At 67.6% G+C, this 26,692-nt stretch carries 22 protein-coding genes; 13 read left to right on the top strand and 9 right to left on the bottom strand.

The genetic code is table 11. The features are described from left to right. Window positions 1-41 precede the first annotated feature (41 nt). The 6 genes from murJ to trxA all read left to right on the top strand — a co-directional run bounded on the left by murJ (window position 42) and on the right by trxA (window position 7,466). Complete coding sequence (gene murJ / locus ACWFRJ_RS35020) at window positions 42-2,363, top strand: murein biosynthesis integral membrane protein MurJ (protein ID WP_453540345.1); 2,322 nt, start codon at window positions 42-44, stop codon at window positions 2,361-2,363. 118 nt (window positions 2,364-2,481) lie between these two features. Continuing rightward, complete coding sequence (locus ACWFRJ_RS35015) at window positions 2,482-4,191, top strand: protein kinase family protein (RefSeq protein WP_453540342.1); 1,710 nt, start codon at window positions 2,482-2,484, stop codon at window positions 4,189-4,191. Window positions 4,192-4,224: 33 nt separating this feature from the next. Then, window positions 4,225-4,959, top strand: coding sequence for an RNA polymerase sigma factor SigM (gene sigM / locus ACWFRJ_RS35010; protein ID WP_453540339.1), 735 nt, complete (start codon window positions 4,225-4,227; stop codon window positions 4,957-4,959). Continuing rightward, a complete protein-coding gene (locus tag ACWFRJ_RS35005; RefSeq protein ID WP_453540336.1) occupies window positions 4,956-5,951 on the top strand; it encodes a hypothetical protein in 996 nt (331 codons plus the stop codon). The genes sigM and ACWFRJ_RS35005 overlap by 4 nt, the downstream gene beginning before the upstream one ends. Window positions 5,952-6,130: 179 nt before the next feature. Beyond that, complete coding sequence (trxB, locus tag ACWFRJ_RS35000; RefSeq protein ID WP_453540333.1) at window positions 6,131-7,090, top strand: thioredoxin-disulfide reductase; 960 nt, start codon at window positions 6,131-6,133, stop codon at window positions 7,088-7,090. A 43-nt stretch (window positions 7,091-7,133) separates the two neighbouring features. Further along, the gene (trxA, locus tag ACWFRJ_RS34995) at window positions 7,134-7,466 is read left to right on the top strand and encodes a thioredoxin (RefSeq protein ID WP_135332065.1); all 333 of its coding nucleotides are present in this window, start codon (window positions 7,134-7,136) and stop codon (window positions 7,464-7,466) included. Window positions 7,467-7,576: 110 nt separating this feature from the next. On the opposite strand, the gene ACWFRJ_RS34990 is transcribed toward trxA, so the two are convergent. The 9 genes from ACWFRJ_RS34990 to rpmH form a co-directional block, all read right to left on the bottom strand. Continuing rightward, window positions 7,577-8,194 (bottom strand): GNAT family N-acetyltransferase, encoded by a 618-nt coding sequence (locus ACWFRJ_RS34990; protein WP_453540330.1) that lies wholly within the window; start codon window positions 8,192-8,194, stop codon window positions 7,577-7,579. Window positions 8,195-8,501: 307 nt separating this feature from the next. Then, window positions 8,502-9,638 carry a ParB/RepB/Spo0J family partition protein gene (locus ACWFRJ_RS34985; protein WP_453540327.1) on the bottom strand — a complete coding sequence of 379 codons (1,137 nt, stop codon included), beginning with the start codon at window positions 9,636-9,638 and terminating at the stop codon, window positions 8,502-8,504. Then, window positions 9,635-10,711, bottom strand: a complete 1,077-nt coding sequence (locus ACWFRJ_RS34980; RefSeq protein WP_453540324.1) for a ParA family protein — start codon at window positions 10,709-10,711, stop codon at window positions 9,635-9,637. Before ACWFRJ_RS34980 ends, ACWFRJ_RS34985 begins: the two co-directional genes overlap by 4 nt. 339 nt (window positions 10,712-11,050) lie before the next feature. Next, window positions 11,051-11,767 carry a 16S rRNA (guanine(527)-N(7))-methyltransferase RsmG gene (gene rsmG, locus ACWFRJ_RS34975; protein ID WP_453540321.1) on the bottom strand — a complete coding sequence of 239 codons (717 nt, stop codon included), beginning with the start codon at window positions 11,765-11,767 and terminating at the stop codon, window positions 11,051-11,053. Window positions 11,768-11,866: 99 nt separating this feature from the next. Next, the gene (locus ACWFRJ_RS34970; protein WP_383272414.1) at window positions 11,867-12,388 is read right to left on the bottom strand and encodes a Jag family protein; all 522 of its coding nucleotides are present in this window, start codon (window positions 12,386-12,388) and stop codon (window positions 11,867-11,869) included. A 14-nt stretch (window positions 12,389-12,402) separates the two neighbouring features. Beyond that, window positions 12,403-13,698, bottom strand: a complete 1,296-nt coding sequence (gene yidC, locus ACWFRJ_RS34965; RefSeq protein ID WP_453540318.1) for a membrane protein insertase YidC — start codon at window positions 13,696-13,698, stop codon at window positions 12,403-12,405. Between the two features lie 3 nt (window positions 13,699-13,701). Beyond that, on the bottom strand, window positions 13,702-14,061 hold the full coding sequence (gene yidD, locus ACWFRJ_RS34960; protein ID WP_453540315.1) for a membrane protein insertion efficiency factor YidD: 360 nt from the start codon (window positions 14,059-14,061) through the stop codon (window positions 13,702-13,704). Continuing rightward, window positions 14,058-14,429 carry a ribonuclease P protein component gene (gene rnpA, locus ACWFRJ_RS34955; protein WP_453540312.1) on the bottom strand — a complete coding sequence of 124 codons (372 nt, stop codon included), beginning with the start codon at window positions 14,427-14,429 and terminating at the stop codon, window positions 14,058-14,060. The genes yidD and rnpA overlap by 4 nt, the downstream gene beginning before the upstream one ends. 20 nt (window positions 14,430-14,449) lie before the next feature. Continuing rightward, window positions 14,450-14,587, bottom strand: coding sequence for a 50S ribosomal protein L34 (rpmH, locus tag ACWFRJ_RS34950; RefSeq protein WP_100597229.1), 138 nt, complete (start codon window positions 14,585-14,587; stop codon window positions 14,450-14,452). A gap of 367 nt (window positions 14,588-14,954) precedes the next feature. On the opposite strand from rpmH, the gene dnaA reads away from it, so the two are divergent. The 7 genes from dnaA (at window position 14,955) to gyrA (ending at window position 26,675) form a co-directional block, all read left to right on the top strand. Continuing rightward, complete coding sequence (dnaA, locus tag ACWFRJ_RS34945; RefSeq protein WP_453540309.1) at window positions 14,955-16,877, top strand: chromosomal replication initiator protein DnaA; 1,923 nt, start codon at window positions 14,955-14,957, stop codon at window positions 16,875-16,877. Between the two features lie 906 nt (window positions 16,878-17,783). Then, entirely contained in the window at window positions 17,784-18,914 is a 1,131-nt protein-coding gene (gene dnaN / locus ACWFRJ_RS34940; RefSeq protein ID WP_383283081.1) for a DNA polymerase III subunit beta, read from the top strand. 89 nt (window positions 18,915-19,003) lie between these two features. Further along, entirely contained in the window at window positions 19,004-19,888 is an 885-nt protein-coding gene (gnd, locus tag ACWFRJ_RS34935) for a phosphogluconate dehydrogenase (NAD(+)-dependent, decarboxylating) (protein ID WP_453540306.1), read from the top strand. A 71-nt stretch (window positions 19,889-19,959) separates the two neighbouring features. Further along, entirely contained in the window at window positions 19,960-21,081 is a 1,122-nt protein-coding gene (gene recF, locus ACWFRJ_RS34930; protein WP_453540303.1) for a DNA replication/repair protein RecF, read from the top strand. A gap of 49 nt (window positions 21,082-21,130) precedes the next feature. Then, the gene (locus ACWFRJ_RS34925) at window positions 21,131-21,694 is read left to right on the top strand and encodes a DUF721 domain-containing protein (protein ID WP_453540300.1); all 564 of its coding nucleotides are present in this window, start codon (window positions 21,131-21,133) and stop codon (window positions 21,692-21,694) included. Between the two features lie 265 nt (window positions 21,695-21,959). Beyond that, window positions 21,960-24,029, top strand: coding sequence for a DNA topoisomerase (ATP-hydrolyzing) subunit B (gene gyrB / locus ACWFRJ_RS34920; protein ID WP_453540297.1), 2,070 nt, complete (start codon window positions 21,960-21,962; stop codon window positions 24,027-24,029). 42 nt (window positions 24,030-24,071) lie between these two features. Then, window positions 24,072-26,675 (top strand): DNA gyrase subunit A, encoded by a 2,604-nt coding sequence (gene gyrA / locus ACWFRJ_RS34915; RefSeq protein ID WP_383283066.1) that lies wholly within the window; start codon window positions 24,072-24,074, stop codon window positions 26,673-26,675. Window positions 26,676-26,692: the final 17 nt, after the last annotated feature.

Genomic DNA, 26,692 nt, shown 5'->3' with positions numbered 1-26,692 from the left:
TCGTGGCCGGTGGGCCCGGGGACGATGAGGTGGGGTAATCCATGAACGCGCCGTACGACGGTGACCGTGGCCAGGGGGCGGACGGTTCCGGCCCCCCTGAGGGCGAGCAGGTGCCACCGCAGCCTGCCCCGGACCTGTACCTCCAGGACGCCTACGACCAGGACCCCTACCGGGCTCAGGACCTCACCGCCCAGGACCCGGTGACCGAGGCGCTGTACGACCGCGCCGCACACCCCCCACCCCCTCCCGGCTACTACCAGGACCCTCAGCCGCTCTACGCCCAGCCGCCCTCACCGCAGCACGCCCCGGATCCCCGCGTGTGGGCCCAGACCCCGGCCCCCGAACCCGAAGGCCCGACCCGGCACCTCCCGTACGGCGACGACGCCCGTACGACGCAGTTCGTGGGCGTCGACGACCTGGTCACCCAGGCCGGCGAGGAACGCCACGAGCCGGACGCCTTCGCCCACCTCTTCCGGGACCAGCAGCCCGGCGGCTATCGCGAGCAGCAGCCCGGCGGCCACCAACAGGACGGCTACCAGCAGAGCACCGGTTATCCCCCCGGCACTGGTTATCCCCCGAGCACCGGTTATCCCCCAGGCAATGGCTACCCCCAGAGCAACGGCTATCCGCAGCAGGGCGGCTACCAGCCGCCCGAGCCTCCGATGGTCCCGGCCCCGGCGGCTCCCCCGGCCCCCGTTCCCGCTCCGGCCCCGAAGTCGGGCGGTGGCGGACGCGCGGCGAGCCTCTTGAAGTCGAGCGCGGTGATGGCCGCGGGCACGCTGGTGTCCAGGCTCACCGGCTTCGCGCGCACCCTGGTCATGGCCGCCGCGATCGGCGTCGGCACTCTCAACGACTCGTACCAGGTCGCCAACGTCCTGCCGACGATGATCTACGTCCTCGTCGGCGGCGGCGCCCTGAACGCGGTCTTCATCCCGCAGCTCGTGCGTGCCATGAAGAACGACGACGACGCGGGCGAGGGCTACGCCAACCGTCTCCTCACGCTCATCATGGTCCTGCTGGCGGGTGTCACCGTCATCTGTGTGGTGGCCGCGCCACTGCTCGTCCGCATGATGTCGCCGACGATCGCCGACGACCCCGTCCGGCTGGACGTCACGGTCACCTTCGCGCGCTTCTGCATCCCGACGATGTTCTTCATGGGCGTGCACATCGTGCTCGGCCAGGTCCTGAACGCCCGCGGCCGGTTCGGCGCGATGATGTGGACGCCGGTCCTCAACAACATCGTCGTCATCGCCACCTTCGTGGCATTCATCTGGGCCTTCGGCAGCTTCAACGACACCGACATGACCGCCTCCACCATCACCCCTGAAGGCGCTCGCCTGCTGGGTCTCGGCACTTTGCTCGGCCTCGCCGTGCAGGCCCTGTCGATGCTGCCGTACCTGCGCGAGGCGGGATTCAAGCTCCGGCTCCGATTCGACTGGCGTGGCCACGGCCTCGGCAAGGCCGCCCGGCTCGCCAAGTGGACCCTGTTCTTCGTTCTCGCCAACCAGCTCGGCATGATCGTCGTCACCCAGCTGGCCACCAGCGCGGGCGCGACCGCCGAGAAGATGGGCCACCCCGGCACCGGCATCACCGCGTACAACTACGCGCTGCTGCTGTGGCAGATGCCGCAGGCCATCATCACGGTCTCGGTGATGACCGCGGTGCTGCCCCGTATCTCCCGCTCCGCCAACGACGACGACCCCGCCGCGGTCCGCGACGACATCTCCTACGGCCTGCGCACCTCGGCCGTGGCGATCGTGCCGTGTGCTTTCGCCTTCATCGCCCTCGGCGTTCCGATGGCGACTCTGCTCTACGCCAGTTCCGGCTCGGGCGCGCTGAACATCGGCTACACCCTGATGGCCTTCGGCCTCGGCCTGATCCCGTACTCGGTCCAGTACGTCGTCCTGAGGGGCTTCTACGCCTACGAGGACACGCGCACGCCGTTCTACAACACGGTGATCGTCGCGGCCGTCAACGCCGCCGCGTCCGCGGCCTGCTTCTTCGTCCTGCCCGCCCGCTGGGCCGTCGTCGGCATGGCCGCGTCCTACGGCCTCGCCTACGCCGTCGGTGTCGGCGTCGCCTGGAGCCGGCTGCGCAAGCGTCTTGGAGGCGACCTGGACGGCGCTCAGGTGGCGCGTACGTACACGCGGCTCATCGGAGCCTCGATCCCGGCGGCCCTCCTCGCGGGCGCCGTCGGCTTCGGGATCCTCAAGACTCTTGGCAGTGGCGCCGGCGGTTCGCTCATCGCGTTGGTGGTCGGTGGAATCGTCCTTGGGGGCGTCTTCTTCATCGCCGCCCGAAAGATGCGGATTGCGGAGCTGAATTCGATGGTCGGCATGGTCCGCGGCCGTCTCGGACGGTGAGATTCAGGAGTTCGCACAACCATCACCGGCTACCGCGTGTCGTGCATAGCGCCGGACTGTGGGCACAATTGGGTTTGGCGTCTGAAGAAGCGCAACGGATGGGGAGGCAGGAACGACGGTGGCGGAACGGAGCACGGCTGCCGTCGACGTGGCAGACAACAGCGGCGATGAGCCGCTGACCGCGAAGGCGGACGAGGCCACGGCCGACGGGGTGGCCCAGACCCGGGAGCGGGAAACGGCAGAAGAAGGCGCGGCGGAGACCGGTGAGCCCACTGGCCCGGGGGCGGCATCACCTCCCGAGCTGCACAGCGGCCACAAGCTCGCCAGACGCTACCGACTCGAAGAATGCGTCACCCGTCTGGACGGTTTCAGCAGTTGGCGTGCGGTGGACGAGAAACTCCGCCGGGCGGTCGGCGTACATCTGCTGCCCGCCGACCATCCGCGGGCACGATCGGTACTCGCAGCGGCCCGCTCATCGGCGCTGCTCGGCGACCCCCGTTTCGTGCACGTCCTGGACGCGGTCGAGGAGAACGACCTCGTCTACGTGGTGCACGAGTGGCTGCCGGACGCCACGGAACTCACCGCACTGCTCGCTGCGGGCCCTCTTGAGGCGCACGACGCGTACCAGCTGGTCAGTCAGGTCGCCCAGGCCATGGCGGCCGCCCACCGTGAGGGCCTCGCCCACCTGCGGCTGACCCCGAGCGCGGTACTGCGGACGTCCTCCGGTCAGTACCGCATCCGCGGCCTCGCCGTGAACGCGGCGCTCCGCGGCATCAGCTCCGACACCCCGCAGCGCACGGACACCGAAGCGGTCGGCGCACTGCTGTACGCCTCGCTGACCCAGCGCTGGCCCTACGAGGACGACGCGTACGGCCTCTCCGGGCTGCCCAAGGGCATCGGCCTCATCGCCCCCGATCAGGTGCGCGCAGGCGTGCACAGGGGCCTCTCCGAGCTCGCCATGCGCGCGCTCGTGAACGAGGGGGCGACCGCCTCCCGCCAGGATCCGCCGTGCACGACGCCGGAGGAGCTGGTGAAGGCGATCGGCGAGATGCCGCGCATCCGCCCGCCGGAGCCCGTTTTCACCGCGCCGCCCGAGTACCAGCGCACGACCTATCAGCAGGGCACCTACGGCCGCACCGCACCTCATCCGGGTGCCACCCAGCCGGTTCCGGTGCCGCCGCCCCCGCTGCAGAGCCGTACCGGCAAAGCCCTCAAGTGGACCGTGTCCGCTCTCCTGATCGCGGCCCTGGGCCTCGGCAGCTGGCAGCTGGCGGGTGCGCTGATGGACCGGGGCAATTCCGAAGACCCCGGCAGCTCGGAAACCTCCGACGGCGGCGACAAGAACAAGCCGAAGCCCACACAGCCGATCAAGATCGAGAACGGTCAGGAGTACGTCCTCGAGGGCAACGCGCAGGACCTTCAGGGTGTCCCCAACACATACGACGACGACAGCTCGACGTACTGGCGGACCAACAGCTTCATAGGAGGTCCCAAGCTGGCCCCCTACAAGCCCGGCGTCGGCATCGTCTACGACCTCGGCAAGGACCAGGACGTGTCGGCCGCGTCGATCGGGCTCCGCTACCCAGGCGACCACACGACGATCGAGCTGTACGCCGCTGACTCGATGTCCTCGTCGACGCCCCCGAGCTCCATGAAGAAGATCGGGACCGTCACGACCACGGGCAAGACTGCGAAGATCAAGGCGAAGAAGTCCGTCGCGACGCGGTACGTTCTCGTCTGGCTCACCGATGTACCGAGCTCACCCCGCGATGAATACAGCGGCGCTGGGTACAAGCAGGCCATCACGGACGTGAAGTTCGCAGGCTGAGGGCCGAGGCTCACCGGGGGAGGGGGTTCGACGGTGGACAGCACCACACGCGGCGAGATGAGCGACCAGGACCTCCTGGCCCATCACGTGGCAGGTGACAAGGACGCCTTCGGTGAGCTCGTACGGCGCCACCGCGATCGCCTGTGGGCCGTGGCCCTGCGCACGCTGGGCGACCGCGAGGAAGCCGCTGACGCGGTCCAGGACGCTCTGGTCTCCGCCTACCGTGCCGCGCACACCTTCCGCGGGCAGTCGGCCGTCACGACGTGGCTGCACCGGATCACCGTGAACGCCTGCCTCGACCGGGCACGCAAGACGGCGTCCCGGAAGACCTCTCCCATCGACGACCCCGAACGGTTCGAGCAACTCCTCGAACCGCACGAGTCGGCGGAGGCCCCCGTCGAGCGGGGCGATCTGCACCGCGAGCTCGTCGAGGCGCTGGGCACCCTGCCGCACGACCAGCGCGCCGCCCTCGTCCTGGTGGACATGCAGGGCTACCCGGTGGCCGAGGCGGCCAAGGTCCTCGATGTACCCACCGGCACAGTGAAGAGCCGCTGCGCACGCGGCAGAGCCAGACTGCTGCCACTGCTCACTCACCTGCGTACAGAGACGCGTGCACAGGGCACAGAGAGCGGTGACGACAGAGACGGCAAGAAGTCGAGCCCGGGAAGGAACCGGACGCAGGGGACATCCGTCCCACCTGCAGCGGGGCCACGGGATACGGGACCAAGCGATCCAGCTGCTGTGAAGGGCGGAGGTGGGCGAGCGTGACAACCACGACCGACTCGGCCGGGCACCCAGAAGTCGCTGAGATCTCCGACCTCACAGAGGGGCTGCTCCCCCTGTCCCGAACCGTCGATGTGCGACGGCACCTGGACGACTGCCCGCTCTGTGCCGATGTCTACGACTCCCTGGAAGAGATCCGGGGCATGCTCGGCACGCTGCCGGGACCGCCACGGATGCCGGTCGAGGTCGCCGGACGTATCGACGCGGCACTGGCGGCCGAAGCGCTGCTGGACTCCATCGCGCCGGGCTCCGTCGACTCGGTCGATCCGGATGCGATGCGCAAGCCCGCGGCCTCCGTGCGTGTTTCACGTGAAACATCGCCCGGATCCGGTGAACCCTCTGAACCCTTCGAATCGTCCGAACCCTCTCGCGCTCCCGCCTCCAGCCCACCCGCCGACCGGCCCGCGGGACACTCCCGCGCCGCCACGGGACCCGGGCGCGGAAGCCGGTTCCGGGGCGGCCGTCGGCGCAACGTAGTGCTCGGTGCCGTCTTCACGGCGGCCGCACTCGGTCTCGGCTCCTTGTTGATACAGAACCTGGGCAGCGACTCAGGCGGTACGAGCGACACGGCATCGCGCCACGCCGACCCCGCGCACGCCTTCTCCGAGGGCAAGCTCAAGGGCCAGGTGAACGATCTGCTCGCCAAGGCACCAGCCACGGAGTCCGATCCCGGAAGCAGTAAGCCGTCCTTCGATGTGCGGTCCAGTCCCAAGTCCCCGAAGGACAAGCAGGCGCCGCTGCGCGAGGCCACCGTCACCGTCCCGAAGTGCATTCAGCTCGGCATCGGCGACAGGACACCGCTCGCCGCCGAAGAGGGCACCTACAAGGGGAAGGACGCCTACCTCGTCGTGGCGTCGCACGACTCCGACAGCATGAAGGTCTCCGCCTACGTCATCGACGCGACGTGCGTGGACAAGGCGTCGTCGGCCACCGCTGCGGGCAAAGTGCTGCTGACCAACACCTACGCGCGGCCCTGACCCTCCCGCCGCGGCGGGAGACTCGGCTCAGCGTGGCATCCTGACGTCCCTGACATGCTTCCGTGCGCTCGGACACGTCGGGAATGCATGCCCCGTAGGATCCGTTGGGTGGGGTGAGAGACCTGAGACAGGCATCCCCCAGCAGTACGCAGCAGTCTCCAGAGACGAGGAATCAAGCCGTGACCGACGTCCGTAACGTGATCATCATCGGCTCCGGCCCCGCCGGCTACACGGCGGCGCTCTACACCGCGCGAGCGTCGCTGAAGCCCCTGGTGTTCGAGGGCGCTGTCACCGCCGGCGGTGCGCTGATGAACACCACCGAGGTGGAGAATTTCCCGGGCTTCCAGGACGGCGTCATGGGCCCCGACCTCATGGACAACATGCGCGCCCAGGCCGAGCGCTTCGGCGCCGAGCTGGTGCCGGACGATGTGGTCTCCGTCGACCTCAGCGGCGAGATCAAGACCGTGACGGACACGGCGGGCACCGTGCACCGCGCGAAGTCCGTGATCGTGACGACGGGTTCCCAGCACCGCAAGCTCGGCCTGCCGAACGAGGACGCACTCTCCGGACGCGGCGTCTCCTGGTGCGCGACCTGTGACGGCTTCTTCTTCAAGGACCAGGACATCGCCGTGATCGGCGGCGGTGACACCGCGATGGAGGAGGCCACCTTCCTCTCCCGCTTCGCCAAGTCCGTGAAGATCGTCCACCGTCGCGACAGCCTGCGTGCCTCCAAGGCGATGCAGGAGCGCGCGCTGGCCGACCCGAAGATCAGCTTCGTCTGGGACAGCGAGGTCGCCGAGATCAAGGGCGAGCAGAAGCTCTCCGGTCTTACGCTGCGCAACCTCAAGACGGGCGAGACCTCCGAGCTGCCCGTCACCGGCCTGTTCATCGCGATCGGCCACGACCCGCGCACGGAGCTCTTCAAGGGTCAGCTCACGTTGGACGGCGAGGGCTACCTGACGGTCGACGCGCCTTCGACCCGGACGAACGTGCCCGGCGTCTTCGCCGCCGGTGACGTCGTCGACCACACGTACCGCCAGGCGATCACGGCGGCCGGCACCGGCTGCTCCGCCGCCCTCGACTCCGAGCGGTTCCTCGCAGCCCTCGTGGACAGCGAGACGGCCGCAGCGACCGTCTGACATCCCATCCTCCCCACCGCACCACCGAGTTAAGGAGCCCGCCGTGGCCGGCACTCTGAAGAACGTGACCGACGCTTCCTTCGAGGAAGACGTCCTGAAGAACGACAAGCCCGTCCTCGTGGACTTCTGGGCCGCCTGGTGCGGACCGTGCCGCCAGATCGCGCCGTCTCTCGAGGCGATCGCGGCCGAGCACGGCGACAAGATCGAGATCGTCAAGCTCAACATCGACGAGAACCCGGGCATCGCGGCCAAGTACGGCGTCATGTCCATCCCGACCCTGAACGTGTACCAGGGTGGCGAGGTGGCCAAGACGATCGTCGGCGCCAAGCCGAAGGCCGCTCTGGAGCGTGACCTCGCGGACTTCATCGCCGAGTAACGAGCATCGCCGCGACAAGCGATGCGTTGTTTCACGTGAAACACGAATGGGCCAGCCCTCCGGGGTTGGCCCATTCGCATGAGAGGCATGAAAGGCATGACAGGAGTGAGTCAGAGCGGCCGGAGCACGGGCTCCTTCTGTACCGCCCCGAGCAACCGGTCGAGCGCCATCTCGACGTCTTCCTTCCAGGAGAGCGTCGTCCGCAGCTCAAGCCTCAACCGCGGATATGAGGGATGCGGGCGCACTGTCTTGAAGCCCACCGCCAGTAGGTGATCGGCGGGCAGCACACAGGCGGGCTTCTCCCATCGGGCGTCCCCGAAGGCCTCGATCGCCTTGAACCCGCGCCGCAGCAGATCCTTCGCCACCGTCTGGACGATGACGCGGCCGATGCCCTGGCCCTGATAACCCGGCATGATCCAGGCGGTCATCAGCTGTACGGCATCGGGGGACACAGGGCTCGTCGGAAAGGCGGTGGCGCGAGGCACGTACGCCGGCGGGGCGTACAGCACGAAGCCGACCGGAACATCATCGACGTAGACGACTCGGCCGCAGGATCCCCACTCCAGCAGGACGGCGGAGATCCACGCCTCCTTCTCGAGCTCCGGCGTACCGGCCTTTACCGCGGCTTGGCCGCTGACCGGGTCCAGCTCCCAGAAGACACACGACCGGCAACGCTGGGGAAGGTCCGGAAGGTTGTCCAGCGTGAGCGGTACGAGCCGACGCCCCATGAAGGCTGTTCCTCACTTCCTTCGCCTGCCGCATCACGGGCGGCAGTCAGAGCGCTCCGTTCCTTCAGCAGGCTGCCGACGAATCCGCCGACCGCTCCCAGCCCAAGGCCCGCAGTCATCAATCCGGTGCGGCTCACCGATCGCATGGCCCTCTCCTCCCCAATGAGGTGCCGTCAGCTGGATGCGCCATACCCAATCGCATCGTATCCACGATGCGATTGCACCGATACCGTAAGAAAGCAAAGAGCGGGCCGTGTTCCGGTACACACCGGACACGGTCCGCTCTCAGCTGACTACCTGATGAGGCTCAGGATTTTTCGCCCTTGGACGTGTCGTCCGCGGCGGAACCCTCGTCAGAGTCCTCGGCGGAGTCCTCAGCGATTCCGTTCATCAGGACCGGACCCTCGCCAGGGGCGAGCGTCGTGAGGATGCGCTCCAGGTCCTCCAGCGAGGCGAAGTCGACGACGATCTTGCCCTTCTTCTGCCCCAGGTCCACCTTCACGCGGGTCTCGAACCGGTCGGAGAGACGACTGGCGAGGCTCGTCAGCGCCGGCGACACCCGACCGCCTGCACGCGGCCCCTTGGCACGCGGGGCACTCTGCGGTCGAGAACCCATGAGGGTCACGATCTCCTCGACGGTCCGCACCGAGAGACCCTCGGCCACGATCCGGCGCGCCAGGTGCTCCTGCTCCTCCGTGTCCTCGACGGACAGCAGAGCACGAGCGTGACCCGCGGAGAGCACTCCGGCAGCGACCCTGCCCTGAACCGCAGGCGACAGCTTCAGCAGCCGCAGCGTGTTCGAGACCTGCGGACGGGAACGGCCGATCCGGTCCGCCAGCTGGTCGTGCGTGCAGTGGAAGTCCTTGAGCAGCTGGTCGTAGGCGGCAGCCTCTTCCAGCGGGTTCAACTGCGCGCGGTGCAGGTTCTCGAGGAGTGCGTCCAGGAGGAGCTTCTCGTCGTCCGTCGCGCGGACGATCGACGGGATGCGCTCGAGCCCGGCCTCACGGCAAGCCCGCCAGCGCCGCTCACCCATGATGAGCTCATAGCTCGAGGCCCCTACCTGTCGTACGACAACAGGCTGGAGAAGCCCGACCTCCTTGATGGAGGTCACAAGCTCGGAAAGGGCGTCCTCGTCGAAGACCTCACGGGGCTGCCTCGGGTTGGGCGTGATGAAGTCGAGAGGCAGCTCGGCGAAGTGCGCGCCGACCGGGCTCTCCTCGGTCTCCACCGCTCCGTTCAGCGGCTGCTCCGTTTCACGTGAAACGGGGCTCTGCGGGAGAGCCGCCACCTTCGCGGCCGCCACCCCGCGCTCTGCGGTCAGCACCGGTACAGCACCGGGCGAGGCCGTAGCTTCGCCCATGGCCTGGGCGGTCGACTTCTCCGTCGGGGCCGCAGGGATCAGGGCGCCAAGGCCACGACCCAGCCCTCTCCGTCGATCGCTCACTGCATCCCCTCCGTCATACTGTGCTGATCATTCTGAGCGCCCATCTGGGCATGCTGTACGTCGTAGCGAATGCCGACGCCGCGTAGCGCGATCTCCCGTGCCGCCTCGAAGTACGAGAGGGCACCGCTCGATCCCGGATCGTAGGTGAGCACGGTCTGCCCGTAGCTCGGCGCCTCGGAGATGCGGACCGAGCGGGGAATGCTCGTCCGCAGGACCTCTTTGCCGAAGTGGGTGCGCACCTCTTCCGCCACCTGTGAGGCGAGCCGGGTCCGGCCGTCGTACATGGTGAGCAGGATCGTCGAGACGTGCAGGTGGGGGTTGAGGTGCCCCCGCACCAGGTCGACGTTGCGCAGGAGCTGGCCCAAGCCCTCCAGTGCGTAGTACTCGCACTGAATGGGGATCAGCACCTCCGCGCCGGCGACCAGAGCATTGACCGTCAGCAGACCGAGCGACGGCGGGCAGTCGATGAGGATGTAGTCCAACGGCTGCTCATACGCCTGAATCGCGCGCTGCAGTCGGCTCTCCCGCGCTACCAGCGACACCAGCTCGATCTCCGCACCGGCGAGATCGATGGTGGCCGGGGCGCAGAAGAGACCCTCTACGTCAGCGACCGGCTGCACGACTTCGGAGAGCGGCTTGCTCTCGACCAACACGTCGTAGATGGATGGCACTTCGGCGTGGTGGTCGATCCCCAGAGCCGTGGAGGCGTTGCCCTGCGGGTCGAGGTCGACGACCAGGACGCGCGCGCCGTGCAGAGCGAGTGAAGCGGCGAGGTTGACGGTTGTTGTCGTCTTGCCCACTCCACCCTTCTGATTGGCAACCACCATGATTCGGGTCTGCTCAGGTCGTGGCAGGCCCTCGCCTGCACGGCCAAGGGCTTCCACCGCCAGTTGGGCAGCACGACCGATTGGGGTGTCGTCCATCGGGGGCGGTGTTTCACGTGAAACATCCTCCCCCGCCGACTCGGTACGGGGACCGGGGACCGGATCGGTCATCGGTCCCGCGATGTTGGCGTCGGACCGCAAGGATTCACTCTCCTCGACTTCAGGCTCGCAATGAACAGAGCCTCCCATGCTTTGAGGGTCATGAACCAGCGAGGCCCGGTCTTGTGTGGACGAATCCACCTCTGTGGACAACTCCGTCCCCTTATTGAGGGAACCGAGTGGGCGGCGGTCGCGAGGTTCCGCAGCGCGGCCGCGACTGATGATGCCATGCAGCAGTGAGCGACGTTTCACGTGAAACACGATGCACGGCAGCCGGGGTGCCGCTTGTGCGACACCCCGGTATGCGTACGTTTGGCAGCTTTTGTGGAGTAAAGCTCGTCGTCAGGACGGATCAACGACGAGGGTAGGAATGCCCGGCTGCGAGGGCAAGGCCCCTCCAAGGCCCCTCCAAGGCCCCTCCAAGGCCCCTCAGCGGCGACGCCGAGTCCGCCCCGTCCTGGCAGCCTTCGCGCGCTTGGCCGCGAAGCGCACGCCGCCGGGGCTCTCCCCGACCTCCACCCGCACGACCGTGGACAGCGGGTCCACCACACCCTCACCGACGTGCAGCACAGAGGTATTCACCGCGCCGAGCTTGCCCAGAGCGGCCCCTGCGGCCTTGACCTCTTCCTCCGCCGTGTCGCCCTTGAGCAACAGCATCTCCCCGTACGGACGCAGGAGCGGCACGCCCCAGGCCGCGAGGCGGTCCAGTGGCGCCACGGCCCGCGCGGTCACCACGTGGACGGGAGGCAGCTTTCCAAGGACCTCCTCGGCGCGGCCACGCACAACGGTCACGTGGTCGAGTCCGAGCAGCTCGACGACTTCGGTGAGAAAAGTCGTCCGCCGCAGCAGCGGTTCAAGCAGCGTGATCTTCAGATCCGGGCGGACGAGAGCCAGCGGAATCCCGGGCAGACCCGCCCCCGAGCCGACATCGCACACCATCACGTTCTCGGGCACGACCTCGGAGAGGACCGCGCAGTTCAGCAGATGCCGCTCCCACAGCCGGGGCACTTCGCGGGGGCCGATCAGTCCGCGCTGCACTCCCGCGTCGGCCAGCAACTCCGCGTACCGGACCGCGTCCGAGAAGCGCTCACCGAATACCGCCCGGGCCTGCTCGGGCGCCGAGGGGAGCTCCGCTGCCTCCGTCACGGGGACCGTCCTTCCGTACCGCACTGGGGTGGCTGACTATCAGGCTGACAAAGACCGGCCCCGCCTGCGAACAGACGGGGCCGGGAAAACAACGTGCGATCAGGCGGGAAGCACGACGACGAAGCGCTGCGGCTCCTCGCCCTCGGACTCGCTGCGCAGACCGGCGGCCTTGACCGCATCATGCACGACCTTGCGCTCGAAGGGCGTCATCGGCTTGAGGTTGACCGGCTCACCGGAGCTCTTCACCTCGGCCGCGGCCTTGGCGCCCAGCTCGGAGAGCTCCTCGCGCTTCTTGGCGCGGTAGCCCGCGATGTCCAGCATCAGGCGGCTGCGGTCACCGGTCTCACGGTGCACCGCGAGGCGTGTCAGCTCCTGAAGCGCCTCCAGGACCTCACCGTCACGGCCGACGAGCTTCTGCAGATCGCGGCCGTTCGAGTCGCTGATGATCGAGACAGCGGCACGGTCGGCCTCGACGTCCATGTCGATGTCGCCGTCGAGATCGGCGATGTCCAGCAGACCCTCGAGGTAGTCCGCCGCGATCTCACCCTCCTGCTCAAGACGGGTGAGAGTGTCTCCGGCCTCGACCTCGGCCTCGGCGGGGGCGGTGGTGCCTTCCGTCACGGGATGGACTCCTTCTACTTCTTGGACGGGTGCTTGGGCCGCTGCTGGCCCTTGCGCTGCCCCGACTTGGCTTGGCGTGCGTTACCTGACCCGGACTTGCCACCCGCGGGCGTGCCCTTGGGAGCGGCGTCCTCAGGCTCGTCCTGAGTCTTCTCCAGTGACGTCTTCGCATCCGAAGCCGTCTCCGCGTCACTCTCCGCCTTGCCCTGTGCGGCGGCGGACTGGCGCTGCGACTTGCTCTGGCGCTTGGGCTGCTGCCGCTTCGGGGCACCGCCACCGGCGACCGGAGTGCCGTCCTCGGTCTCCGTGGCGACGGCGGAGTCGCTCGGCGCGACGGAGCCGTCGGTCTGGGCCGCCAGGCCCTCCTTGCTCAGCCCGTTGATGAACTTGCGCTCGAACTCGTTGCGGTCACGGCCCTTGGCGACGATCGCCTTGATGATGTTCGCGTTGCCACGGCCCCGCACCTTCTTGGTGTGCGCGAGCTGCTTCTGCAGGCGCTCCAGGAACGCGGCCTGGGCCTTGGAGCCCGGAGTCGGGTTCCGGCGGATCACGAACATCTGCTGGCACATGGTCCACAGGTTGGTGGTCAGCCAGTAGACGAGGACACCGACGGGGAAGTTGATGCCGAACACGGCGAACATGATCGGGAAGACGTACATCAGCATCTTCTGCTGCTGCATGAACGGCGTCTTGACCGTCGTGTCCACGTTCTTCGTCATCAGCTGGCGCTGCGTGTAGAACTGCGAGAACGACATCAGGACGATCATGATCGCGGTCACGACGCGGACGTCGGTCAGCGAGGCGTGGAGCGCCGCGACCTTTTCCTCGCTGTCCATGAACTTCGCGGCCAGCGGGGCACCGAAGATGTGCGCCTTCTGCGCGCTCTCGAGCAGCGGCTTGTCGATGACGCCGATGGTGTCGTTCGACGCGATGCCGGAGAGCACGTGGTACAGGGCGAAGAAGAACGGCGACTGCGCCAGGATGGGAAGGCACGAGGAGAGCGGGTTGGTACCCGACTCCTTGTACAGCTTCATCATCTCTTCGGACTGACGCTGCTTGTCGCTCTTGTAGCGTTCCTGGATCTTCTTCATCTCGGGCTGCAGCGTCTGCATCGCCCTGGTCGCCTTGATCTGCTTCACGAAGAGCGGGATCAGGCAGATACGGATCAGGATCACCAGGGACACGATGGACAAGCCCCAGGCCCAGCCCGTGTCAGGGCCGAAAATGGCCCCGTACAGCGAGTGGAACTGGACGATGACCCAGGAAACGGGTGTCGTGATGAAGCTGAACAGACTGGCAATCGTGTCCACTAATCAGGCTCCTTGAGCATGGGACGGGGTCTCGGCGGCCGGGGCAGGGGTATCCGGGGAGATCTCCCCGGACGGCACGCCAGCGGCGGAGGGCCCGCCCTTGCGTTCGCGCCACATGGCGCGCAGCATCTCGTGCCACCGCGGGCGCTTGCGCGGCGGGACATGGTCGACACCACCGAGCGACCACGGATTGCACCGAAGGATGCGCCAGGCCGTCAGCGCCGTTCCCTTGATCGCACCGTGCCGGTCAATGGCCAGGTAGCCGTAGCGGGAGCATGACGGGTAGTACTTGCACACCGGACCAAGCAACGGACTGATCGTCCACTGATACAGCTTGATCAGAGCCAGCAGTGGGTACTTCATCGAGCGCCCCCTCCCAGCAGCCGCTGAAGAGCGGCATCCAGGTCTTGGGCCAGCTGTGCATGGGCGGCGTCGCCCGCACCGGGCAACGCTCGTACGACTACCAGGCTACCGGGGGGCAGCAGGGCCACCCGGTCACGCATCAGGTGGCGAAGCCTGCGCTTCACCGTGTTGCGTACGACAGCTCCGCCAACGGCCTTGCTCACGACGAAACCCGCACGCGTCGGGGGAGAGCTCTCCCCAGGCGCGTGCGGGTCCGTTGCACCGCTACGTAGATGGACGACGAGAAGCGGGCGTCCGGCCCGTCGTCCTCGGCGTACCGCGGTCGCGAAATCTTCGCGCCGCCTCAGCCGATGCTCGGTAGGCAGCACGACGTCATGACCTAATGCGATTAAGCGGAAAGTTCGGCGCGACCCTTGCCACGACGGTTCGCGAGGATCGCGCGGCCGGCACGGGTGCGCATCCGCAGGCGGAAGCCGTGGGTCTTGGCGCGGCGACGGTTGTTCGGCTGGAAGGTGCGCTTGCTCACTCGGGGGCTCCAGAAATGATTGTGTGGTGGCGGGACATCGCCTGGCTGTCACCGTGCGCCCACGAGAAGCTCGCGAATACGCACCGAGTGCACCGCTTCACAATCACAGATCGTGATCTTTGCCCATCGGAGGCAGGCGGCAGCAGCCATCGACAACTCGACCTGGTCACGGTACGCGGGGCTACGCCATCCGGTCAAACCGACCGCCAGGGGGAGACACTGTGCACAGCCTGTGGACAACAACTTGAACCGCAGCCGTTGCCCTGACTACCGTGGCCAAACTCCGATTCATTCCCTTCTCCCCTCCCATCCCGGTTTCCGTCCCAAGAACCACACCTTCGTGGGACCCCATGAGAGAGCGTGCCCTGTGGCTGATGTACCTGCCGATCTTGCCGCAGTGTGGCCACGAGTTCTGGAGCAGCTGCTGGGTGAGGGGCGGGGGCACGGGGTCGACGCGAAGGACGAGCGTTGGATCAAGCGCTGCCAGCCACTGGCGCTCGTGGCCGACACCGCGCTGCTCGCCGTACCGAACGAGTTCGCCAAGGGCGTGCTCGAAGGCCGTCTCGCCCCCATCGTCAGCGAATCGCTGAGCCGCGAGTGCGGCCGCCCGATCCGTATCGCCATCACGGTGGACGACTCCGTCGGTGACCCCATGGACCGGCCCACCCCGCCGGCGCCGCCCATGCAGCAGCAGCCCCTCCAGCAACAGCCCGGCCAGCAACAGCAGCAGCGCTACGAGGAGCCCGAGCAGCACCCGGGCCCCGGTCAGGGACATGACGCGTACGACGGTTACGGCCGCCGCGCCCCGGACGAGCACTCCTCGGGCCGCGGGCCCGACCAGCTGCCGACCGCCCGCCCCGCTTACCCCGACTACCAGCGCCCAGGACCCGGCGCCTGGCCGCAGCACCAGCAGCAGCCCCCGCAGCAGGACGACTACGGCTGGCAGCAGCAGAGACTCGGTTTCCCCGAGCGGGATCCGTACGCGAGCCCCCAGCAGCCGCAGCACGACTACCGGTCGCAGCCGCCGCAGGGGCACTCCACGCACTCCCCTTACGAACAGCACCGCCAGGAGCGCCACGACCGGCAGGACCAGCAGGACCGCCACGACCGGCGTGACCGGCACGAGCAGTCCCCTGTGTCCGGCGGGCACTCCAACCCCCGGGGCGGCGTCCACGGCAACGGCCACGGCGTCCACGGCAGCGGCGCGCCCGGACCGCTGGCCGCGCAGCCGGCACCCGCGTCGGCCCCCGGCGAGCCCACAGCGCGCCTCAACCCGAAGTACCTCTTCGACACCTTCGTGATCGGCGCGTCGAACCGTTTCGCGCACGCGGCGGCCGTCGCCGTCGCCGAGGCGCCCGCCAAGGCGTACAACCCCCTCTTCATCTACGGAGAGTCGGGCCTCGGCAAAACGCATCTGCTGCACGCGATCGGGCACTACGCCCGCAGCCTCTATCCCGGCACGCGCGTGCGCTACGTGAGCTCCGAGGAATTCACGAACGAGTTCATCAACTCCATCCGCGACGGCAAGGGCGACACCTTCCGCAAGCGGTACCGCGAGATGGACATCCTGCTCGTCGACGACATCCAGTTCCTCGCGAGCAAGGAGTCGACGCAGGAGGAGTTCTTCCACACCTTCAACACGCTCCACAACGCGAACAAGCAGATCGTGCTCTCCAGTGACCGGCCGCCCAAGCAGCTGGTGACCCTGGAGGACCGGCTGCGCAACCGCTTCGAGTGGGGACTGATCACGGACGTCCAGCCGCCGGAGCTTGAGACGCGTATTGCCATCCTTCGTAAGAAGGCGGTGCAGGAGCAGCTGAACGCCCCGCCGGAGGTCCTGGAGTTCATCGCGTCCCGTATCTCACGCAACATCCGTGAGCTCGAGGGCGCGCTGATCCGGGTCACGGCCTTCGCCTCGCTCAATCGGCAGCCGGTGGACCTGGGTCTCACGGAGATCGTCCTCAAGGACCTGATCCCGGGCGGCGAGGACGCGGCCCCCGAGATCACGGCTCCGGCGATCATGGCCGCGACGGCGGACTACTTCGGTCTCACGGTGGACGACCTCTGCGGATCCTCGCGCAGCCGCGTCCTGGTGACGGCACGCCAGATCGCGATGTACCTCTGCCGCGAGCTGACGGACCTCTCCCTGCCCAAGATCGGCGCCCAGTTCGGCGGCCGCGACCACACGACGGTCATGCACGCCGACCGCAAGATCCGCGCCCTGATGGCCGAGAGGCGCTCGATCTACAACCAGGTCACCGAGCTCACCAACCGCATCAAGAACGGCTGACAGACACACGGCAGACGCACCGACAGTCGACGGCACAGAGGCTGACAGCCGCACCGACAGCTGCGCTGAGAGCCACTGAGAGCCGCGCGGACACATCGCTGAAACGCCGCTGAAGGGCGCCCCGGAACAACTTCCGGGGCGCCCTTTGCCGTTGCGCACGCGCGCGTGGAGCACGTCCGGCCCTCTCCACTGTTCGATTTCCCCAGCTGAGAGGCCTGTTCTCCACAGATCTGTGCACTTTTTTCCCTCCACACCCTGGGGACCGGGAAGTTGTCCAGATGATGTCCACAGGGGACCCTGCTGAGGGATCATCAAGCCAGGTCAGGTGGTTGTGGATTCGTGGACAAAAACTTTCCACAGGCTGTGGATGAAAATCTCGTCCACAGGGTGTGCATGAACTTGTCCACCGGCAACCCACAGGCTCGAGCCGGTTGTCCCCAGCTTTCTCCAGCTTCTCCACACGACTGTCCACTGTTCGGCAACGCAACGCGCCCCGTCACCGTGCCGAGTGAAAGGCGTCACACCAAGGTGGTCGGTTGGCCTGTGGGGAAGGTGGGTAAAGCTGGGGACGACGCTGGGGAGAAGTACCCCTTGCCTGTGCACCGGGTGTGCAGAACTTTCGCCCGTCCACAGAAACCACCGGTTGTCCACCGCCTCCGCCCACAGGCTCGGTGGATAAAAAACCGGCACTGACCTGCGAAAACGGGGTTATCCACGGTTTCCACAGGCCCTACTACTACTCCCACTTAGAGTTACCGGGGAATTGGCTTGGAAGAGGGGCCTGTGCACAACTCGCGCTCCGGACCTCCGACGCGGCTCGTCACGACTTGACCCCGACGGGCACCCGCTGTCAGTGCGGTGCGTCAGACTGGTCCCCAGTGCCAGCAACAGCAGGAGGGCGGCTAAGTGAAGATCCGGGTGGAACGCGACGTACTCGCAGAGGCGGTGGCGTGGGCGGCGCGCAGTCTCCCGGCCCGGCCTCCGGCACCTGTCCTGGCGGGCTTGCTGCTGAAGGCCGAGGAAGGCGCACTGAGCCTGTCGAGCTTCGACTACGAGGTCTCGGCGCGTGTCTCCGTGGACGCCGAGATCGACGAAGAGGGCACGGTCCTCGTCTCCGGTCGCCTGCTCGCCGACATCTGCCGGGCCCTGCCCAACCGTCCCGTGGAGATCTCCACAGACGGTGTGCGGGCCACGGTGGTCTGCGGCTCCTCTCGATTCACACTCCACACACTTCCTGTGGAGGAGTACCCCGCGCTGCCGCAGATGCCCACCGCGACCGGCACGGTCCCCGGTGAGGTCTTCGCATCGGCCGCCTCCCAGGTGGCCATCGCCGCGGGCCGCGACGACACGCTGCCCGTCCTGACCGGCGTACGCATCGAGATCGAGGGCGACACGGTCACCCTGGCCTCCACCGACCGCTACCGCTTCGCGGTCCGCGAGTTCCTGTGGAAGCCGGAGGACCCCGAGGCCTCCGCGGTGGCCCTGGTGCCCGCCAAGACGCTCCTGGACACCGCCAAGGCGCTCACGAGCGGCGACACGGTCACCCTGGCGCTGTCCGGATCCGGTGCCGGTGAGGGTCTGATCGGCTTCGAGGGCGCGGGGCGGCGTACGACCACCCGTCTCCTCGAGGGCGACCTGCCGAAGTACAAGACGCTCTTCCCCACGGAGTTCAACTCGATCGCGGTCATCGAGACCGCGCCGTTCGTCGAGGCCGTGAAGCGCGTGGCCCTGGTGGCCGAGCGGAACACTCCGGTGCGGCTCAGCTTCGAGCAGGGCGTGCTGATCCTGGAGGCAGGCTCCAGCGACGACGCACAGGCTGTGGAGAGGGTCGACGCCCAGCTCGACGGCGACGACGTCTCGATCGCCTTCAACCCGACGTTCCTGCTCGACGGCCTGAGCGCGATCGACTCCCCGGTCGCTCAGCTGTCGTTCACGACGTCCACGAAGCCCGCGCTCCTGAGCGGCAGGCCGGCCGTGGACGCGGAGGCCGACGAGGCGTACAAGTACCTGATCATGCCGGTACGTCTGAGCGGCTGAGCCCACAGGTGTGAGCGGGTGTCCGGGCGTAGGCTCGGACGCGGGTACGAAGGTGCCTCCACGCCACATCGCAACTTAAGGAACCACTGATGGAGCTCGGTCTCGTCGGCCTCGGCAAGATGGGCGGCAACATGCGCGAGCGCATCCGCCGCGCAGGCCACACCGTCATCGGATACGACCGCAACCAGGACGTCGCGGATGTCCCCAGCCTCGAAGAGCTTGTGGGCAAGCTCAAGGGCCCGCGCGTCATCTGGGTGATGGTTCCGGCCGGAGCCGCGACCCAGTCCACCGTCGACGAGCTCGGCGAGCTGCTTCAGCCCGGTGACGTCGTCGTGGACGGCGGAAACTCCCGCTGGACGGACGACGAGAAGCACGCCGAGGAACTGGCCGCCAAGGGCATCGGCTTCGTCGACTGCGGCGTCTCCGGAGGCGTCTGGGGCCTGCAGAACGGCTATGCGCTGATGTACGGCGGCGACGCCGAGAACATCGCGAAGGTCCAGCCGATCTTCGACGCCCTCAAGCCCGAGGGTGACTTCGGTTCCGTGCACGCGGGCAAGGTCGGCGCGGGCCACTTCTCGAAGATGGTTCACAACGGCATCGAGTACGCCATGATGCAGGCCTACGCCGAGGGCTGGGAGCTCCTGGAGAAGGTCGACTCCGTCACGGACGTGCGCGAGGTCTTCCGCTCCTGGCAGGAGGGCACGGTCATCCGTTCCTGGCTGCTCGACCTGGCGGTCAACGCCCTGGACGACGACGAGCACCTGGCGAAGCTGCGCGGCTTCGCCGCGGACTCCGGCGAGGGCCGGTGGACGGTGGAAGCCGCCATCGACAACTCCGTGCCGCTGCCCGCGATCACGGCCTCGCTCTTCGCCCGCTTCGCCTCGCGGCAGGACGACTCCCCGCAGATGAAGATGATCGCGGCGCTGCGCAACCAGTTCGGCGGCCACGCCGTCGAGTCCAAGAGCGAGAACTGATCCACAGCCTGTGCGGGAAACCGTGCGGGTCTATCGCAAGTGAAGTAGGCCGGGGGAGGTCGGCGCACACCATGCACGTCACGCATCTGTCGCTGGCCGACTTCCGCTCGTACGCCCGGGTCGAGGTCCCTCTCGATCCGGGCGTCACCGCGTTCGTGGGCCCCAACGGCCAGGGCAAGACGAACCTCGTGGAGGCCGTCGGCTATCTCGCCACGCTCGGCAGCCACCGGGTCTCGTCGGACGCGCCGCTGGTGCGCATGGACGCCGAGCGTGCCGTCATCCGGGCCGCGGTCCGGCAGGGCGAGCGCCAGCAGCTGATCGAGCTCGAGCTCAATCCGGGCAAGGCCAACCGGGCGCGCATCAACAGGTCGTCGCAGGTCAGGCCCCGTGACGTACTCGGAATCGTCCGTACGGTGCTGTTCGCACCCGAGGACCTGGCGCTGATCAAGGGTGACCCCGGTGAGCGCCGCCGATTCCTCGACGAGCTGATCACGGCGCGCTCTCCCCGCATGGCGGGCGTGCGGTCCGACTACGACCGCGTACTGAAGCAGCGCAACACCCTCCTGAAGTCGGCCGCCCTGGCGCGGCGGCACGGCGGGCGCTCCATGGACCTGTCCACCCTCGACGTGTGGGACCAGCACCTCGCGACCGCGGGCGCCGAACTGCTCACCCAGCGGCTCGACCTGATCGCCGCGCTGCAGCCGCTCGCCGACAAGGCGTACGAACAGCTGGCACCCGGCGGCGGCCCCGTCACGCTCGACTACAAGCCGTCGGCGCCGGGCGAGGGCCACACGCGCGACGCTCTGTACGAGCAGTTGATCGCCGCCCTCGAAGAGGCGCGCAAGCAGGAGATCGAGCGGGGCGTGACGCTGGTCGGGCCGCACCGCGACGACCTGCTTCTGCGCCTGGGCCAGCTCCCCGCGAAGGGGTATGCGAGCCACGGCGAGTCCTGGTCGTACGCCCTGGCGCTGCGCCTGGCCTCGTACGACCTGCTGCGCGCCGAGGGGAACGAACCGGTGCTCGTCCTGGACGACGTGTTCGCGGAGCTCGACGCGCGCCGCAGGGAGCGCCTCGCGGAGCTGGTGGCGCCGGGCGAGCAGGTCCTGGTGACCGCCGCCGTGGACGACGACGTGCCGGGCGTGCTCGCCGGGGCGCGGTTCGCCGTGTCGGACGGCGCGGTGGAGCGCGTATGACTACGCGCCTGACCACGCGCCTGACCACGTGCCTGAGCCGGGAGTACGTATGAGCGCCGAAGAGCCCGCCAAGGACACCCCCCAGGCCCCGGCCAAGGACACGCCGAAGGTGCCCGAGCCCTCCGGCGTCGACCTCGCCCGCGTCGCCCTCCGGGCCGCCAAGGAGCAGGCACGCGCGCGTGGCGACGCCGCACAGCAGAAGAAGCAGGCCCGCAGGGGCGGTCTTCGGTCCGGTGCGCGTGCCGACGGGCGTGACCCGCAGCCGCTCGGCTCCGCGATCAACCGCTTGATCACCGAGCGCGGCTGGGAGACGCCGGCCGCCGTCGGCGGGGTGATGGGCCGCTGGCCGCAGATCGTCGGCGAGGACCTGGCCAACCACTGCGTCCCGCAGAGGTACGACGAGAACGAGCGGATCCTGACCGTCCAGTGCGACTCCACGGCGTGGGCGACGAACCTGCGCCTCCTGGCCCCGCAACTGGTCGCGCGCCTCAACGAGGACCTGGGTCACGGCACCGTGCGCCTCATCAAAGTCCTTGGTCCCCAAGGCCCCTCGCGGCGCTTCGGACCCCTGCGCGCACCGGGCAGCACGGGCCCCGGCGACACCTACGGATGAGCCCGTACCGGGCAGTAGCTCGGGGTTGACACTCCAAAGCGCTGAGTGCCGCTGTGAGCCTCTTAGGGCCCCGGGCCGCATATGGGGAGTCGGACGAGGCCGGTTCAGGACGGCACATGCGGACTCAGGTACCGGCAAACCCCCATCACTGTCGGCGCTACCGGTAGACTGGAAGCTAATCCCGCCCCACTTGTGGGACGCACCGAGCAACGCTGACTATCGCTGAACGACGCAGCCACTCCGGCCACCGCCGGGTGCTTGGCTTGTGCTGTGCCAGAAAGGGCGCTTCGTGGCCGATTCCGGCAACCCCAACGAGAACATCCCGTCTACCGCCGCTGGTGAGAACGGCGAGGTGACAGCCTTGTACGACGCCAGCGCGATCACCGTCCTCGAGGGTCTGGACGCGGTCCGCAAGCGACCTGGCATGTACATCGGGTCGACCGGTGAGCGTGGCCTGCATCACCTCGTGCAAGAGGTTGTCGACAACTCTGTCGACGAGGCACTCGCCGGGCACGCGGACACCATTGACGTCACGATCCTCGCCGACGGTGGCGTACGCGTCATCGACAACGGCCGAGGCATTCCGGTGGGCATCCACCCCGTCGAGAAGAAGCCGGCCGTCGAGGTCGTGCTCACCGTGCTGCACGCGGGCGGCAAGTTCGGCGGCGGCGGATACGCGGTCTCCGGTGGTCTGCATGGCGTCGGTGTCTCCGTCGTGAACGCACTGTCGACGAAGCTCGCCGTCGACATCAGGACCGACGGCTACCGCTGGACCCAGGACTACAAGCTGGGTGTGCCGACGGCCCCGCTGGCCAAGCACGAGGCGGTCGAGGACACCGGCACGACGGTCACTTTCTGGGCCGACCCGGACGTCTTCGAGACGACCGAGTACTCCTTCGAGACGCTGGCACGGCGCTTCCAGGAGATGGCGTTCCTCAACAAGGGTTTGACCATCAAACTCACTGATGAGCGCGATTCGGCGAAGGCGACGGCGGGTGCGGACTCGGTCGAGGCGAAGGATGACGCCGTCGACGAGGCCCGCACGGTGACGTACTACTACGAAGGCGGCATCGTCGACTTCGTGAAGTACCTCAACTCCCGTAAGGGAGAGATGATTCATCCGACCGTCATCGACGTCGAGGCCGAGGACAAGGAGCGCATGCTCTCGGCCGAGATCGCCATGCAGTGGAACTCGCAGTACACCGAAGGTGTCTACTCCTTCGCGAACACGATCCACACGCATGAGGGCGGTACGCACGAGGAGGGCTTCAGGGCCGCGCTTACGGGCCTGGTCAACCGGTACGCGCGCGAGAAGAAGCTGCTGCGCGAGAAGGACGACAACCTCACGGGCGAGGACATCCGCGAGGGTCTGACGGCGATCATCTCGGTGAAGCTGGGCGAGCCGCAGTTCGAGGGCCAGACCAAGACCAAGCTGGGCAACACCGAAGCGAAGACCTTCGTACAGAAGGTCGTGCACGAGCACCTCACGGACTGGTTCGACCGCAATCCGAACGAGGCCGCGGACATCATCCGCAAGGGCATCCAGGCCGCCACGGCCCGTGTCGCCGCCCGTAAGGCGCGCGACCTGACCCGTCGCAAGGGACTGCTCGAATCGGCTTCCCTGCCCGGAAAGCTGAGCGACTGCCAGTCGAACGACCCGACGAAGTGCGAGATCTTCATCGTCGAGGGTGACTCCGCCGGTGGTTCGGCGAAGTCCGGCCGAAACCCGATGTACCAGGCGATCCTGCCCATCCGAGGCAAGATCCTGAACGTCGAGAAGGCACGGATCGACAAGATCCTGCAGAACCAGGAAGTCCAGGCCCTCATCTCGGCCTTCGGCACGGGCGTGCACGAGGACTTCGACATCGAGAAGCTCCGCTATCACAAGATCATCTTGATGGCGGACGCCGACGTCGACGGCCAGCACATCAACACCCTGCTCCTGACGTTCCTGTTCCGCTTCATGCGGCCGCTCGTCGAGTCGGGGCACGTCTACCTGTCGCGCCCTCCGCTGTACAAGATCAAGTGGTCCCGTGACGACTTCCAGTACGCCTACTCCGACCGTGAGCGCGACGCCCTGGTCGAGCTCGGCCGGCAGTCCGGCAAGCGCTTCAGGGACGACTCGGTCCAGCGCTTCAAGGGCCTCGGTGAGATGAACGCCGAGGAACTGCGCATCACGACGATGGACCAGGATCACCGCGTTCTCGGCCAGGTCACCCTGGACGACGCGGCACAGGCCGACGACCTGTTCTCGGTGCTGATGGGCGAGGACGTCGAAGCGCGGCGCTCGTTCATCCAGCGCAACGCCAAGGACGTCCGCTTCCTCGACATCTGAGTCGGCCGTACAAGCCGCACCTCGAAAGGACTTTGACCAGCAATGGCCGACGAGAACACCCCCGTGATGCCCGAAGAGGAGCCCGTCGTTCCCGGCGTGGGCATGCGTGTCGAGCCCGTCGGGCTCGAGACGGAGATGCAGCGCTCTTACCTCGACTACGCGATGTCCGTCATCGTGTCGCGTGCGCTGCCCGACGTGCGGGACGGTCTGAAGCCCGTCCACCGCCGCGTCCTGTACGCGATGTACGACGGCGGATACCGCCCCGAGAAGGGCTTCTACAAGTGCGCCCGCGTCGTCGGCGACGTCATGGGCACCTACCACCCGCACGGCGACTCCTCGATCTACGACGCCCTGGTCCGCCTGGCCCAGCCGTGGTCGATGCGGATGCCCCTGGTGGACTCCAACGGCAACTTCGGCTCTCCGGGCAACGACCCGGCCGCCGCCATGCGGTACACCGAGTGCAAGATGGCGCCGCTGGCCATGGAGATGGTCCGTGACATCGACGAGGAGACCGTCGACTTCACGGACAACTACGACGGCCGCAACCAGGAGCCGACGGTCCTGCCGGCGCGCTTCCCGAACCTGCTGATCAACGGTTCGGCGGGCATCGCGGTCGGCATGGCGACGAACATCCCGCCGCACAACCTCCGCGAGGTCGCGGAGGGCGCGCAGTGGGCTCTGGAGCACCCGGACGCCTCGCACGAGGAGCTGCTCGACGCGCTCATCGAGCGCATCAAGGGTCCCGATTTCCCGACCGGCGCACTAGTAGTGGGCCGTAAGGGCATCGAGGAGGCGTACCGCACGGGCCGTGGCTCCATCACGATGCGCGCGGTCATCGCGGTCGAGGAGATCCAGAACCGCCAGTGCCTGGTGGTCACCGAGCTCCCCTACCAGACCAACCCCGACAACCTCGCGCAGAAGATCGCCGACCTGGTCAAGGACGGCAGGGTCGGCGGCATCGCCGACGTCCGCGACGAGACGTCCTCGCGCACGGGCCAGCGCCTCGTCGTCGTCCTGAAGAGGGACGCGGTCGCCAAGGTCGTACTGAACAACCTCTACAAGCACACCGACCTGCAGTCGAACTTCAGCGCCAACATGCTGGCCCTGGTCGACGGCGTGCCGCGCACCCTCTCCCTGGACGCCTTCATCCGCCACTGGGTGACGCACCAGGTCGAGGTCATCGTCCGGCGAACGAAGTACAGGCTGCGCAAGGCCGAGGAGCGGGCCCACATCCTGCGCGGCCTGCTGAAGGCCCTGGACGCGATCGACGAGGTCATCGCGCTCATCCGGGCCAGCCAGACGGTCGACGTCGCGCGTGAGGGCCTGATGGGCCTGCTCTCGATCGACGAGATCCAGGCCAACGCCATCCTCGAGATGCAGCTGCGCCGGCTCGCCGCCCTGGAGCGCCAGAAGATCGTCGCCGAGCACGACGAACTGCAGGCGAAGATCAACGAGTACAACGCGATCCTGGCCTCGCCCGAGCGGCAGCGCCAGATCATCAGCGAGGAGCTCGCGGCGATCGTCGACAAGTTCGGCGAGGACCGGCGCTCGGCGCTCGTGCCCTTCGACGGCGACATGTCCATGGAGGACCTGATCGCCGAGGACGACATCGTCGTCACGATCACGCGCGGCGGTTACGTCAAGCGTACGAAGACGGTCGACTACCGCTCCCAGAAGCGCGGCGGCAAGGGCGTCCGCGGTACGAAGCTGAAGGAAGACGACATCGTCGACCACTTCTTCGTGTCGACGACCCACCACTGGCTGCTGTTCTTCACCAACAAGGGCCGGGTCTACCGCGCGAAGGCGTACGAGCTGCCGGATGCCGGACGCGATGCCCGCGGCCAGCACGTGGCGAACCTGCTGGCCTTCCAGCCGGACGAGAAGATCGCCGAGATCCTCGCGATCCGTGACTACGAAGCGGTGCCCTACCTGGTGCTCGCCACCAAGGGCGGGCTCGTGAAGAAGACCCCGCTCAAGGACTACGACTCGCCGCGCGCCGGTGGCGTCATCGCCATCAACCTCCGTGAGACGGACGACGGCAAGGACGACGAACTGATCGGCGCCGAGCTCGTCTCGTCCGAGGACGATCTGCTGCTCATCAGCAAGAAGGCGCAGTCGATCAGGTTCACCGCAACAGACGATGCGCTGCGTCCCATGGGCCGCGCCACCTCGGGCGTCAAGGGGATGAGTTTCCGCGGCGGCGACGAACTGCTCTCGATGAATGTCGTCAGGCCGGGTACTTTCGTCTTCACCGCGACCGACGGTGGGTACGCCAAGCGCACCAATGTCGACGAGTACCGCGTCCAGGGCCGTGGCGGCCTCGGCATCAAGGCCGCCAAGATCGTGGAGGACCGCGGCGAACTCGTGGGCGCGCTGGTGACGGAGGAGACCGACGAGATCCTCGCCATCACCCTGGGCGGCGGTGTGATTCGTACGCGAGTCAACGAGGTCAGGGAGACAGGCCGTGACACCATGGGCGTCCAACTGATCAACCTGGGCAAGCGCGATGCCGTGGTCGGCATCGCTCGTAACGCCGAGGCCGGACGCGAGGCAGAGGAAGTCGACGGTGACATCGTCGTCGACGAATCGGCCGACGGCGAGCCGGTCGTCGGTACGGACGAGGGCACGGAGTCCACGGCCGAGTAGCGCGAGGAGAGAGTCAT

It is taken from the genome of Streptomyces sp. NPDC055239, from assembly GCF_053606205.1.
Note: the sequence above shows the minus strand (reverse complement) of the source record. Positions and strands in the feature narration are given on the sequence as shown.